This is a genomic window from Ensifer sesbaniae, from assembly GCF_013283665.1.
GTDB classification, from domain to species: Bacteria; Pseudomonadota; Alphaproteobacteria; order Rhizobiales; family Rhizobiaceae; genus Ensifer; species Ensifer sesbaniae.
Window position 1 is genome coordinate 195,869 of sequence record NZ_JABEKU010000001.1, and the last position, 12,408, is coordinate 208,276.

At 61.6% G+C, this 12,408-nt stretch carries 13 protein-coding genes; 9 read left to right on the forward strand and 4 right to left on the reverse strand.

The window, feature by feature from the left end; translation table 11 throughout:
• The first annotated feature begins 112 nt into the window (after window positions 1-112).
• The 7 genes from BHMPCIPO_RS00895 (at window position 113) to nuoG (ending at window position 7,213) form a co-directional block, all read left to right on the forward strand.
• Window positions 113-478, forward strand: a complete 366-nt coding sequence (locus BHMPCIPO_RS00895; protein ID WP_173515016.1) for an NADH-quinone oxidoreductase subunit A — start codon at window positions 113-115, stop codon at window positions 476-478.
• Complete coding sequence (gene nuoB, locus BHMPCIPO_RS00900) at window positions 466-969, forward strand: NADH-quinone oxidoreductase subunit NuoB (protein WP_173515017.1); 504 nt, start codon at window positions 466-468, stop codon at window positions 967-969. The genes BHMPCIPO_RS00895 and nuoB overlap by 13 nt, the downstream gene beginning before the upstream one ends.
• The gene (locus tag BHMPCIPO_RS00905) at window positions 966-1,502 is read left to right on the forward strand and encodes an NADH-quinone oxidoreductase subunit C (RefSeq protein WP_173515018.1); all 537 of its coding nucleotides are present in this window, start codon (window positions 966-968) and stop codon (window positions 1,500-1,502) included. The genes nuoB and BHMPCIPO_RS00905 overlap by 4 nt, the downstream gene beginning before the upstream one ends.
• Before the next feature lie 92 nt (window positions 1,503-1,594).
• Entirely contained in the window at window positions 1,595-2,809 is a 1,215-nt protein-coding gene (gene nuoD / locus BHMPCIPO_RS00910) for an NADH dehydrogenase (quinone) subunit D (protein ID WP_173515019.1), read from the forward strand.
• 16 nt (window positions 2,810-2,825) lie between these two features.
• Entirely contained in the window at window positions 2,826-3,338 is a 513-nt protein-coding gene (gene nuoE / locus BHMPCIPO_RS00915; protein ID WP_173515020.1) for an NADH-quinone oxidoreductase subunit NuoE, read from the forward strand.
• 4 nt (window positions 3,339-3,342) lie between these two features.
• Complete coding sequence (nuoF, locus tag BHMPCIPO_RS00920; RefSeq protein WP_173515021.1) at window positions 3,343-4,608, forward strand: NADH-quinone oxidoreductase subunit NuoF; 1,266 nt, start codon at window positions 3,343-3,345, stop codon at window positions 4,606-4,608.
• 31 nt (window positions 4,609-4,639) lie between these two features.
• The gene (nuoG, locus tag BHMPCIPO_RS00925) at window positions 4,640-7,213 is read left to right on the forward strand and encodes an NADH-quinone oxidoreductase subunit NuoG (protein WP_173515022.1); all 2,574 of its coding nucleotides are present in this window, start codon (window positions 4,640-4,642) and stop codon (window positions 7,211-7,213) included.
• Between the two features lie 57 nt (window positions 7,214-7,270).
• Here the strand turns inward: nuoG and BHMPCIPO_RS00930 are convergent, their stop codons facing one another.
• The 4 genes from BHMPCIPO_RS00930 to BHMPCIPO_RS00945 form a co-directional block, all read right to left on the reverse strand.
• Complete coding sequence (locus tag BHMPCIPO_RS00930; protein WP_173515023.1) at window positions 7,271-7,711, reverse strand: CBS domain-containing protein; 441 nt, start codon at window positions 7,709-7,711, stop codon at window positions 7,271-7,273.
• Window positions 7,712-7,747: 36 nt separating this feature from the next.
• The gene (locus tag BHMPCIPO_RS00935) at window positions 7,748-8,314 is read right to left on the reverse strand and encodes an NADH-quinone oxidoreductase subunit I (protein ID WP_173515024.1); all 567 of its coding nucleotides are present in this window, start codon (window positions 8,312-8,314) and stop codon (window positions 7,748-7,750) included.
• 128 nt (window positions 8,315-8,442) lie between these two features.
• The gene (gene nuoH / locus BHMPCIPO_RS00940; RefSeq protein WP_173515025.1) at window positions 8,443-9,429 is read right to left on the reverse strand and encodes an NADH-quinone oxidoreductase subunit NuoH; all 987 of its coding nucleotides are present in this window, start codon (window positions 9,427-9,429) and stop codon (window positions 8,443-8,445) included.
• A gap of 396 nt (window positions 9,430-9,825) precedes the next feature.
• Window positions 9,826-10,005 (reverse strand): hypothetical protein, encoded by a 180-nt coding sequence (locus tag BHMPCIPO_RS00945; protein WP_173514873.1) that lies wholly within the window; start codon window positions 10,003-10,005, stop codon window positions 9,826-9,828.
• Here BHMPCIPO_RS00945 and BHMPCIPO_RS00950 point away from each other — a divergent pair.
• Together BHMPCIPO_RS00950 and BHMPCIPO_RS00955 are read left to right on the forward strand one after the other, a co-directional pair.
• Window positions 9,953-11,005, forward strand: a complete 1,053-nt coding sequence (locus BHMPCIPO_RS00950; RefSeq protein ID WP_173515026.1) for a LacI family DNA-binding transcriptional regulator — start codon at window positions 9,953-9,955, stop codon at window positions 11,003-11,005. The two genes, BHMPCIPO_RS00945 and BHMPCIPO_RS00950, sit on opposite strands and share 53 nt — an antisense overlap.
• 51 nt (window positions 11,006-11,056) lie before the next feature.
• Window positions 11,057-12,349 (forward strand): ABC transporter substrate-binding protein, encoded by a 1,293-nt coding sequence (locus tag BHMPCIPO_RS00955; RefSeq protein WP_173518046.1) that lies wholly within the window; start codon window positions 11,057-11,059, stop codon window positions 12,347-12,349.
• Window positions 12,350-12,408 lie beyond the last annotated feature (59 nt).

Genomic DNA, 12,408 nt, shown 5'->3' on the forward strand with positions numbered 1-12,408 from the left:
GTTTAGGAAAGGAATGCCCTTCGTCGCTTCCCTGGGGCGACCGCGTTACCGGCCTGAATGAGTCGATCGCGGCTTGTGCAACGCCCCCCGATAGGTGACAGGGCTGCGCGATATGTCTGCAGCGGATTTCCTGCCGGTACTTATCATGATCGCCGGAATTGTTCTGGTGGCGGGGGTGACGCTATTTGTTTCCTCGCTGTTGCGGCCGTCCAATCCTTACCCCGAAAAGAACATGCCCTATGAATGCGGCATGGACCCATCAGGCGAGGCAGCCGGCGGGCGGTTCAGGGTGCAGTTCTTCATCCTCGCGATCCTCTTGGTCGTCTTCGATGTCGAGGCGATGTTTCTCTTCCCCTGGGCCGTCGTCCTCAAAGAGATCGGTATCGTCGGCTATCTTGAGATGTTCGTCTTCATCGTGCTGCTTCTCGTGGGTTTCGCCTATGCCTGGCTGAAGGGAGCGCTGGAATGGGAGGAATAGGAAACACGATCCAGGATAGCGTCCTGTTCACCACGGCCGACAGCGTCATCAGTTGGAGCCGAAGATCGGCCCTGTGGCCCGAAACCTTCGGGATCGCCTGCTGCGCGATCGAAATGATCTCGGCGGGCTGCGCGCGCTATGATCTAGATCGGTTCGGCGTGGTGTTCCGCCCGTCGCCGCGGCAGTCCGACGTGATGATCATCGCCGGCACCGTCACCCGGAAATTCGCTCCTGTCGTGCGCCGGCTCTACGACCAGATGCCCGAGCCGCGCTGGGTGATCGCCATGGGCACCTGTGCCATATCGGGCGGCGTCTACAACACCTATGCCGTCGTGCAAGGCTCTGAGACCTTCGTGCCGGTCGATGTGCACGTGCCTGGCTGTCCACCGCGCCCCGAGGCGCTGATGCACGGTTTCCTGCTGCTGCAAGAGAAGATCAAGAGGTCCCGCGCACTGGCCGGAACGCCTCTCGATCGGGCTGCGGCATCATGAGTGTGGAGCCGTCTCTCAATCGCGCTCCAATCCTGGAGCGCTTCGGGCAAGCGATCGAGGATCTCGGCACCGCGCATGACATCGATGTCTTTGCCGTTCCGCCTGAAAAGATCGTCGAGTTCTGCCGTTTCCTGAAAGACCAGCCGGAGCTCCGGTTCAATTTCCTTTCCGACATCTGCGGGGTTGACCACTATCCCGAAACACCGCGCTTCGAGGCGGTGTACCACCTCTATTCACTGCCCAATCGTTGGCGGGTCCGCATCAAGTGTCGACTTGGCGATCCGCCCGAAGTCCCCTCTGTCACCGGGGTCTGGCGCACCGCCAACTGGCACGAGCGAGAGGCATGGGACATGTATGGCATCCGCTTTCTGGGACATCCCGATTTGCGCCGGATCTACATGTGGGAGGGCTTCGAGGGCTTTCCCCAGCGCAAGGATTTCCCGCTCAGGGGTTACAAGGACAAGCTGAACCCGTTTGGTGCCGAAGGTCCGCCGCCGACACAGCCCGACCTCGCCACCCGGGACATTCCATAGGGAGGGAGAAGGCAAGGTGCGCGCGGTTTTCCGTTCGGACGGATCCGAAATCATCGTGAACTACGCGGGCCGATCGACGCCGGAGAGTTGAGATGACCGAAGTCACCGAGCTCACGAGACCGGAAGGTGAAGCGCTCAATAGCAAGGAAGTGCTTCTCAACCTCGGACCACAGCACCCCAGCACCCATGGGGTCCTCCGGCTCGTCCTCCAATTGGACGGCGAGTATGTCGAGCGCGTCGATCCCCATATCGGCTACCTGCATCGCGGCACCGAAAAACTGGCGGAGAGCTTTACCTATACCCAGATCTTCCCGCTGACCGATCGGCTCGACTATCTCTGCCCACCGTCCAACAACCTGGCCTTCGCGCTCGCGGTCGAGAAACTGCTCGGCATCGAGGCGCCGATCCGGGCGCAATATATCCGCGTGATGATGGCGGAACTCGCGCGCATCTCCGGTCATCTTTTGATCACCGGTGCGCTGCCGATGGATCTCGGCGCCATGACCGCACTGCTTTACGTCATGCGCGAGCGCGAAATGATCATGGATCTCCTGGAAATGATCACCGGCGCGCGCATGCACACCTCCTTCTGTCGGGTCGGCGGCGTGCGCGAGGACCTGCCTGACGGGTTCTTTGCGAAGATCAGGGAGTTTTGCGACATCTTCCCGAACCGGATTCGCGACTACGAGCGGCTTCTCGAGAAAAACCGGGTGTTCCTCAAGCGCACTCAGGGGATCGGGGTGATCGCTGCCGAGGACGCCATTGATCTCGGCCTGAGTGGCCCCAACCTGCGGGCTTCCGGCGTCGACTGGGACATCCGCCGCGACGAGCCTTACGAGATTTACGACCGGCTTGAATTCAATGTCGTCACCCGCGAGGAGGGCGATTGTTATGCGCGTTGGCGGTGCCGGGTCGATGAGATGCGTGAAAGCATCCGGATCATCGAACAATGCATCGAGCAGATGCCTGAGGGGCCGTTCCAGATCGACATGCCGACCGTCGCATTCCCCGTCGACAAGGAGCGCGTGCATTGCTCGATGGAGGCGTTGATCCAGCATTTCGACCTGTCGGCCTATGGCTTCAACGTGCCGAAGGGCGAGGTCTATTCGGCAATCGAGGCGCCCAAGGGCGAGCTGGGCTTCTACATCATCAGCGACGGCTCGCCGAAGCCGTTCCGCATGAAGGTCAGGGCGCCCTCATTCGTCAACCTCCAGGCCGTCTTCGGGGTGACGAACGCCCGTTATCTGGCGGACATGATCGCCGTGCTCGGCAGCCTTGATCCCGTGATGGCGGAGGTAGACAAGTAGCGGGGATTTGGACGTGATGACGATGCGCGAAAAGATCGAACAGGCGGCGGCGCGGTACCCCGATCGGCGGTCGGCGATCATGCCCGCGCTTCTGATCGCGCAGCGGCAACATGGCCATTTGCCTGGGCCGGTGCTGGAGGAGGTGGCAGAAATCCTCGGTGTCGAGCGGATCTGGGTCTACGAGCTTGCGACCTTCTACACGCTTTTCCACACCGAGCCGGTGGGGAAGTTTCATCTGCAGCTCTGCGACAATGTTTCCTGCATGCTGCGGCGATCGGAGGATCTGCTGAGGCATCTGGAGGACGTTCTCGGGATCGAGAAGGGCGGCACGACTGCGGATGGCCTGTTCACGCTCTCGACCGTCGAATGCCTGGGGGCCTGCGAGATGGCCCCGGTGATGCAGGTCGGCGACGACTATCACGGCAATCTCGACATTGCGCGGATAGATGCGCTCCTCGCACGGCTGCGCGCGACGGTGCCCCACTCGATCGGCGCCGATCTTGCGGCTGCGGAACCACCGGGGGAATAGCGCCATGTTCGAGCCGGTTCTTTTGAAGAACGTGTACGTGCCGGATGGACATCTCATCGCCACCTATGAGGCTGGCGGCGGCTATCGGGCGCTTGAGAAAGCGCTCAAGGAATACACGCCCCACGACATCGTCGAGCTCGTAAAGAGATCGAACTTGCGCGGCCGCGGCGGAGCCGGGTTTCCGACGGGGATGAAATGGAGCTTCGTGCCGAAGCGGGCCGATAAGCCGAAATATCTCTGCTGCAACGCCGACGAAGGAGAGCCCGGAACCTTCAAGGATCGGATTATCATGGAGCGGGACCCGCATCAGCTGATCGAAGGCATGGCCATCAGCGCCTACGCGATCGGGGCCGAGGTCGCCTATGTCTACGTCCGCGGGGAGTACGTGCTGGCGATCCGACGCCTGGAACAGGCGATCGCAGAGGCCGAGGCCAAGGGGTATCTCGGAGCGCGGATATTAGGCTCGGATTTCAATTTCGTCGTGCACGTCCACTGCGGCGCTGGCGCCTATATCTGCGGCGAGGAGACAGCGATGCTCGACTCGCTCGAGGGCAAGAGAGCGCAGCCGCGCCTGAAGCCGCCGTTCCCGGCGGTCGCGGGGCTCTATGCCAGCCCGACGGTCATCAACAATGTCGAGACCCTGGTCTGCGTGCCGCATATCGTGGCGCGCGGCGCCGATTGGTTCCGCGGCATCGGGCCGGAGAAGAGCCCCGGCCCGAAGCTTTATTGCGTCAGCGGGCATGTGCGCAAACCGGGGCTTTACGAACTGCCGATGGGAATTCCGCTTCGCGAGCTCATCGAGGATCATGCCGGCGGGCCGCCGACCGGGCGCAAGATCAAGGCGGTGATCCCAGGCGGTGTTTCCGCGCCGGTGATCCCGGAGCAGGGCCTGGACGTCGGGATGGATTTCGACTCGCTTGCCGCCGTTGGCTCCATGCTCGGCTCGGCCGGGGTGATCGTCGTCGACGACACGACCTGCATGGTCAGGGTCGCCACCCGGATCATCGAGTTCTTTCACCACGAGTCCTGCGGCAAGTGCACGCCCTGCCGCGAGGGCTTGAACTGGGTAGTGAAAGTGCTCCGCCGGATCGAGGCTGGCGAGGGCGCAGCCGGCGACATGGAGCAGCTGGACATGCTGTGCAAGGGCATTTTCGGCAATACCTTTTGTGCCCTGGGGGACGGCGCGGCTATGGGCTTGCGGGCCTCGCTGACGCACTTCCGCGATGAATTCGTCGCCCATATCGAGGAGCGGCGCTGCCCGTTTGTTTGAGGGACGCCCTCCGCGAGGGCGCGAGTAAGTCATGGTAAGCGTTACGATCAATGGACAAACACTCGACGTTGATGCCGGCACGACGGTGCTGCAGGCCGCGCAGCGATTGGGCATCGAGATTCCGACCTTCTGCTACCTGAAGCGCCTGCCGCCGCTTGCCTCCTGCCGCATGTGTCTTGTCGAGATCGAGGGACTGCGCCGGCTGCAGCCGTCCTGCGCCACCGCGGTCACGGACGGCATGGTCGTGCGAACCGACACGCCGCTGATTGATGAAACGCGTTCATCCATGCTCGACATGCTGCTCGCCAACCACCCGCTCGACTGTCCGATCTGCGACAAGGGCGGCGAATGCGAACTTCAGGACATGGTGATGGCCTATGGCCCGGGGAAAAGCCGCTTTCGTGATCCCAAGCGCGTCTTCCACTCCCGCGACATTCGGCTGAGCCCAGTCGTCATCATGAATGTCAACCGCTGCATCCAGTGCCAGCGCTGTGTGCGGATGTGCGAGGAGGTCGTCGGCGCGGTCGCCCTTGGCACCGTCGAGAAAGGCATGGATACGGCCGTCACCGGGTTCGAGGGTAGTCTCGCCAGTTGCGACCAGTGCGGCAACTGCATCGAGGTCTGCCCGGTTGGCGCACTGATGAGCTTCCCCTATCGCTACAAGGCACGGCCCTGGGACCTCGCCGAGACCGACACCGTCTGCCCGCATTGCGGCACCGGCTGCCAGGTGACCGTCGGGGCGCGCAAAGGCGAGTTCATGCGGGTCCGCTCCAAGGAGGAGCACGGCGTCAACCGCGAAACGCTCTGCGTGCGTGGCCGCTTCGGCCTCGACTTCATCGAGGGACATGATCGGATCAAGCGACCGATGATCCGTCGCGATGGCGTCCTGGTTCCGGTTTCCTGGGATGAAGCAGGAGCCTATCTGCGTCGGCGGCTGGCAGCGGTCGAAAACAAGGCAGCTGGCGGAATTGTCTCGCCGCGCCTGCCGAACGAGGTGCTCTATCAGTTCCAGAAACTGATGCGCACTGTCTTCGGAACCAATAACATCGACTGCTCGTCGCGCTGGTCTACTCCCTTCGATGCGCTCGGCCCGGTGATGGCGAACTACACGCGTGCGCCGCTGAAGGAGGTGATCGGCGTCGATCGCGTGCTCGTCATCGGTGGCAATGTGACGGAGGAAAACCCGGTTACCGAATATCTGCTGCGGGATGCCGCCCGGCGGCGGCGCACCGGATTGCTCATGCTCACGACGCGGCCGTCCCGTCTCGACGCCGATGCCGATGTCGTGGTTCGCGTGGCCCCCGGCGGGGAGGCCGCGAGCCTGGCGGCCGTGGTCGCTCGACTTGCGGTGGCGGCCGGTGAGAAACTGACGGTCGACGCTCTTGACGAGATGGGCGTGACAAACGGCGGGCCGGCGGGCAATGGCAGCGACGGACCGGATCGTCTGGCCGCCGCGCTCAACGAAGGCAGCACCGTCACCGTGCTTGTCAGTGTCGACCTCCTGAGGTCATCCGAAGCGCGCGCGTCGTTGCTGCAGCTCAGCAATCTGTTGCAACTTCTCCGCCTCCTCGGCAAGGCCCCGGCATTGCAGATCCTCTTCGACCGCGCCAACCAATTGGGCGCCTGGGACATGGGGGTCGCAGCGGGTGCCTTGCCGGGGCTGCAGGCGATCGCCGACGATACGGTGCGTGCCGCTCTTGCCCGGAACTTGGCGGCCGAAATCCGCCATGAGCCGGGCGCCGATCTCGACGGGATGCTGGATCTCTGCGCCGCTGGGCAGATGGGCGTGCTCTATCTCGTCGGAGCCGACCCGCTGATCGCCTATCCGGACAGGGAGTTCGTGGCCCGGGCGCTCGGTGCCGTCGATCTGCTGATCGTGCAGGACAGTTTCCTGACTGAGACGGCGGGTCTCGCCGAAGTCGTCTTGCCGGCAGCGGGCTACGGTGAAGAAGCCGGCAGCTTTACCAACAATGAGGGACGCGTCCAACAGGTGCGCAAGTTCCGGGAACCGGTGTTCGAGGCGCGAGGCAATCTCGCGATCTTCGATCTTGTCGCAGCTTCGCGCGGCCAAACATTGCAGCATTCGACGCAGGTCGAGATTTTCGAAGAGATCGCCCGGCTGATCCCGGCCTATCAGGCGTTGACTTGGGCCGGGCTTGGCGCCGACGGTGCCTTTACCAAGGCCGGTCCGACGCCGCCGGCGGGCGCTTTCCGCGCTCCGCCACCTGTCTTACAGGCGAGCGACGGGCTCATGCTCGTCACGGGCAACTGCCTGTTCCACAATGGGTATCTTTCGGAGCGCTCGGAGGTCCTGAACACGGTCGCCAACGACCCCTATGTCGCTTTGAGTGCTGAGAATGCTGCGCAGCTCGGCCTTTCGGACGGCGATCAGGTGGTCGTTCGTTCGACCCGCGGGGCGCTGACGGCGCGGCTCAAAGTCGAGAAGGCGTTTCCCAAGGGCCTCGTCTTCGTTCCCGAAAACTATCGGTCTTTGCGCCTCAACAGCCTGATGCGGCGAGGTGAATACCCGTGTCCGGTCGAGGTTCAAAAGGCGCAAGCTGCGCACGAGATCGACGCCAGCGCCCGAATCTGGCGCGGAGCGTGAGGATTGGGCACGAAACACTCGCAAGGCGTGGCGTTATCCAGCCGGCGCGAAGCGACATCAATGATAACCAGCGCCAGCAATGTATTCGTGCAGATGCCGCTCCGTGCGCTGCGCCTCGTCCAGCCGATGCTTGACCACGTCACCGATGCTGACGACGCCGACAATGGCCTCCTCCTCCATCACCAGCACGTGACGCGTCCGCCGCTGGGTCATGATCGACATCACCAGGGGCAGGCCATCCAGAGTGGAACAGATCGCTACATTGCGGTTCATGATGTCGGCAACCGGCATCAGCGCTGCCTCGGGACCGTATTCCGCAAGCGCGTTGCAGCAATCTCGTTCCGACAGCGTGCCGAGATACCTTCCTGGCGCGTGGCTGACGACCACGAAGCCGATGTTGTTGTCACGAAAGAGCCGCAGGACCTCCACCATCGTCTGGTCGGGAGCGACTGTGATCACCCCGACGCCCTTGTCCTTCACGATTTCACCGACAAACATCTGAGCCTCCTATCTTCGCGCCCCGGTTTGATTCCTTCACGTTCGCCGGATGTTGCGCCACCAGTTGTAGCCATGCGGCTCGCTCGTCTCGACCAGCACATCCTGTTCCGTGTTCAGACGCGCAGCGACGACGCCACCGCCGGTCATTGCTTTTCCAGGTTTGCCAAGCAGATCATCACGTCCGATCACAAGGTCGCGTGACGAGAAACTCGAGAACTCATACTGCTGGCCAAGGGCGATGGCGTCCGCCGGGCAAGCGTCCTCGCACAGGCCGCAGAACAGGCACCGGGCCGTGTCGATCTCGAATTTTGCTGGGTGGCGGTTGCCGTTTTCGTCCTCATAGGGGACGACCTCAATGCAATCGCAGGGGCAGATGCGAGCGCAAAGTTCGCACGCGACGCATTTGATTTCGCCCTCTTCATCCCGTTTCAGGAAGTGATGGCCGCGATAGCGCGAGTAGGGGAGCCATTTCTCCTTGTCCGGATACTGCATGGTCACGGGCCTGGAGAACATATAGCCAAAGGTCAGCATGAAAGCTTTTGCCAGATCGACAAAAAGCGCCCAGCCGATCCATGTTCCAGCTCTGTCGACTATGCGTGACATCGTTGCGTCGTTCTACAGCGGCGTGCGTTCCACCGCAGGAGGGTCGCTGTAGTCCCTTCGATCGCTGCACGTTCTTTCCTGAGATCGACACCGATCCAGGGAAACACGTGGAGAAGCCGCCATGGCTCCTAAGTAAAAGCAATACCAGTAATAATTATGTTCGCCATCGACAGAGGAAGCAAGACCTTCCATCCGATCGCCATCAGTTGGTCATAACGATAGCGGGGCAAGGTGAAGCGGAACCACATAAATACGTAAATGAAGAATGCTACCTTGAGCGCAAACCACAGAAGCGGCGGCAACGGGATCAAGACGCCGTTCCAGCCGCCAAAAAACAGGATGACCGAGAGGACCGATACCAAAAGCACGATGACATATTCGCTGACCATGAAGAACGCGAAACGGATACCGCTGTACTCGGTGTGGAACCCGGCGCCGAGATCCCCTTCCGCCTCGGCCAGGTCGAAGGGAATGCGTTGCGCTTCGGCCAATCCCGCGACGAAGAAGACGAAGAACCCGATCGGCTGATACACGATGTTCCAGAGGTCGCTCTGGGCGCGCACAATGTCCACGAGGCTCATCGACTGCGCCAGCATGACGACGCCGATGACCGCGAAACCCATGGGGATTTCGTAGCTGATCATCTGCGCGCAGGTCCTGAGACTGCCCAGGACCGCGTATTTGCTGTTGGCGGCCCAGCCGCCGAAGATGACGCCATAGACTTCCAGCCCGATCACCGCGAAGACGAAAAGCAGCGCCACGTTCAGGTTGGAAACGTAGAGGGTGATCTCGGCATTGAGCACTGAGATCGTCTCGCCGAAGGGAATGGCGACGAACACGACAAAGGGTGGCGCGAGCGCCAGGATTGGCGCCAGTTTGAACAGGAAACGGTCGGCCTCTGCGGGAATGTGGTCTTCCTTCGTCAGGAGCTTGATACCGTCGGCCACGGGCTGCAGCAGCCCATGCCACCCGACGCGCATGGGACCCATCCGCTGCTGCATGTGGCCGGCAATCTTGCGTTCCAGCCAGGTCAAAGGCAAAGGCAGGAGAAGCAGCATTGCGATCAGCAACGCGATCTTGATGGCGATCAGGCCAAGGGCGAAGAGAACTTCCATGTTCCGCGGCCACCTAGAGCATGTCGCGCAACGTGTGCAACGGTTTTGCGCCCACGACATGCGGAATATCAAAAACCTAAAGCGCAAGAAGCGAACTTGAAGGATCGCGACGCGCTCTACTGTATGTTTCCTTTAATCGTACGCGATTAAAGGACAAAAACATGCAGCAATTCAAAATGCTACAGCGACCTTTGCGCGTCTAATCAGAAGCGCGGCGCTGTCGACAACAGGCTGATACGCGACTGGAGTTGGCCCAACTTCCCGATTGAGGGCTTCGGGCAACTTCCAACTCAGTTCATTTTCTCACGAAACGGCGGCCGTGGACAAGCGGGCGTTTCCGGAAGTGTGCTTGACGGTGAAAGCCGACCGTCAAGCGAGCCTATTGCCTCGTTGCTATCATGCTTTTGGTGGGCCGCCGGCTTTGGTTTTTCTTCCTTTCACGACGCCCGCCTCGTCATAGGCATCAATCCCAGCGGCGACAGATACGTTCAAGGCCGGTCGGTTCGGTTCGTGGTGCTTGACAATGGCCATATACTTGGAATATTGGGTAATCGATAACCCAACGGAAAGAGCCAAGTTGACAATCTCGCTTTCTGACATCGCGGAGCGTGCGGGCGTCTCGGTGAAGACGGTTTCCGGTGCATTGCATGGCGGCTCCGCCCGCATGTCGGATGAAACGCGCCAGAAGGTCAAGGCGATTGCCGAGGAACTTGGCTATGTCACGAACCTTGCCGCTCGTGGTGTCCGGCAGGGGTGGCTGCCGCTCGTCGGCGTCGTTTCCGATGGGCTGATTACCTCGCCGTTTGCCACTGAGATCGTTCGGGGATTGGACGGCGCGGCCCGCAGCGCCGGCATGGCCGTCTTCGCGGTCAATCACAGCACCGGACAGTCGATCGGCTCGGTGCTCGACGAAGTGCAGCAATTCCGGCCGCGCGCCGTTGCCTACGCCGCCATGTACCACAAGGACGTTGATTTACCCGGGACACTGGCCGGCGCAGTCGGCGTGATGATCAATTGCCGTGAGGCTGCCGGGCGGGTGACGTCACTGGTGCCCGACGAGGAGGGTGGGGCGCGCGAAATCATCCGCTACCTGTTGGCCGCCGGTCGACGCCGCATCGCCTTCATCAATCTACCGGGCATTCTCGCTGGCACGTTGCGCGAGAAGGGCTTTCGCGCTGCGCTTGAGGAGGCGAGCATTGAGCCACTCGGCGTGTTCCCGGCGGTGCGCCGCAGCGTCTACAGCGACCGCGCGCCAAGTCTTGTCGCTTCGCATGTGGACGCGCTGCTCGCTTCCGGTCAAAAGCCGGACGCCATATTGTGCGGCAACGACCGCGTGGCAATGGAAGTCTATGCGGCGCTTGCCCGCGCTGGCTGTCGCATTCCTGACGATATTGCAGTGGCGAGTTTTGACAACCAGGTCGAACTTGCCTCCCGGCTGGATCCGCCATTGACCACGATGGCCCTGCCGCACCGCGCCATGGGGCGCCTCGCCATGGAGATCCTTCTGGCTGGGCAACCTGAACCGCCGCATCTGCGGAAATTGCCCTTCCACCTGGTCGAACGGGCATCAGTCTAGGAATCAGTTTCAATCGCATTCAAACGGAGGAGAACTTTCATGACTGCGCAATTGGGTAATCGTTTACTTCGCACACTTCTTGCCACTGCAGCGCTCCTTGGGGCTGCCGGTATGGCCGAGGCAAAGACTGTCGTTCATGTCATGCACCAGGGGGATCCGGGCTGGGTGAAAGCCTACGGCGATGTCGCCAAACGTTTCGAGGAGGCAAACCCGGATATTGACGTCGAGATGATCTACGCACCGCACGACGCCTATAACGAAAAGTTCAGCGCTGCGGTGATGGCCAAGCAGCTTCCGGACGTAATGGAACTCGACGCGCCGTTCCTGGCAAACTACGTCTGGTCTGGCTACCTGCAGCCGATCAAGCCGCTCGTTGATCAGGATCTCCTCGATGACATGACGAGCTCGAACATCTCGCAGGGCACCTATCCGATCGACAAGGACCTCTATGCGATCGGCCTCACCGATTCCTCGGTCGTCCTCTATGGCAACAAGAAATACCTCGAGGCCATCGGCGCGCGCATTCCAAAATCCGTCGATGACGCTTGGACGCGCGAGGAGTTCGAAGGTTATCTCGAAAAGCTCTCCAAGCTCGAAGGCGTGAAGTGGCCGATCGACACGTTTCGCGGTTACGGCATCAAGACGGAATGGATCACCTATGCTTACGGCCCGCTCCTCGAAAGCGCCGGCTGCGATCTGATCGATCGCAAGACCTGGACTGCGAGCGGCACGCTCGATAGCGAAGCCTGCGTCAAGGCGCTCACCATGATGCAAACCTGGGTGAAAAATGGCTGGGTCGTCCCCACGTCGTCCGGCACCAACCAGTTCTATGCCGAAGGTCAGCCGGCCGCACTCGCGATGGGCGGGCACTGGTTCTACGCGGAGGCCGCCGCGGCGATGAAGGACGATATCGTCGTCATGCCGCTGCCGAAGATCGGCGAGAGGGGCGTTAGCCCCAATGGTACCTGGATCTGGGGCATTTCGGCGACATCCGAGAACCCTGAGGCCGCCGGCAAGTATCTGAGTTTCCTCTTGAAGGACAAGGAATACCGCGAATACGCCAAGACCCAGTCGGCCTATCCGGGCCTCAAGAGCTTCGCGGCGGAATCGCCGCTCTACGCAGAAGGCGGGCCGCTTGCCGTGGCCTTCGAACAGGCCTCGAAGACGGCGGTCGCGCGTCCGCCGCACCCGGCCTACCCGACGATTACCTCGGCCTTCATGCAGGCGGTCGACAAGATCTTCAACGGTGGCGACGCACAGGAAGCCCTGACGGCTGCAGCCAAGAAAATCGACCAGGATATCGAGGACAACGCTGGCTATCCGCCCTTCGACGAACAGCACTAAGGCGCTTTTGCGGGGCCGGTGAGTTGGCCGGCCCCGCAGCCACTCGGGAGGATGAGCGA

Bases quoted from the DNA above. Each gene is read 5' to 3' on its own strand.
- BHMPCIPO_RS00895 (WP_173515016.1), top strand. From the start codon at position 113: ATGTCTGCAGCGGATTTCCTGCCGGTACTTATCATGATCGCCGGAATT.
- nuoB (WP_173515017.1), top strand. From the start codon at position 466: ATGGGAGGAATAGGAAACACGATCCAGGATAGCGTCCTGTTCACCACG.
- BHMPCIPO_RS00905 (WP_173515018.1), top strand. From the start codon at position 966: ATGAGTGTGGAGCCGTCTCTCAATCGCGCTCCAATCCTGGAGCGCTTC.
- nuoD (WP_173515019.1), top strand. From the start codon at position 1,595: ATGACCGAAGTCACCGAGCTCACGAGACCGGAAGGTGAAGCGCTCAAT.
- nuoE (WP_173515020.1), top strand. From the start codon at position 2,826: ATGACGATGCGCGAAAAGATCGAACAGGCGGCGGCGCGGTACCCCGAT.
- nuoF (WP_173515021.1), top strand. From the start codon at position 3,343: ATGTTCGAGCCGGTTCTTTTGAAGAACGTGTACGTGCCGGATGGACAT.
- nuoG (WP_173515022.1), top strand. From the start codon at position 4,640: ATGGTAAGCGTTACGATCAATGGACAAACACTCGACGTTGATGCCGGC.
- BHMPCIPO_RS00930 (WP_173515023.1), bottom strand. From the start codon at position 7,711: ATGTTTGTCGGTGAAATCGTGAAGGACAAGGGCGTCGGGGTGATCACA.
- BHMPCIPO_RS00935 (WP_173515024.1), bottom strand. From the start codon at position 8,314: ATGTCACGCATAGTCGACAGAGCTGGAACATGGATCGGCTGGGCGCTT.
- nuoH (WP_173515025.1), bottom strand. From the start codon at position 9,429: ATGGAAGTTCTCTTCGCCCTTGGCCTGATCGCCATCAAGATCGCGTTG.
- BHMPCIPO_RS00950 (WP_173515026.1), top strand. From the start codon at position 9,953: ATGGCCATATACTTGGAATATTGGGTAATCGATAACCCAACGGAAAGA.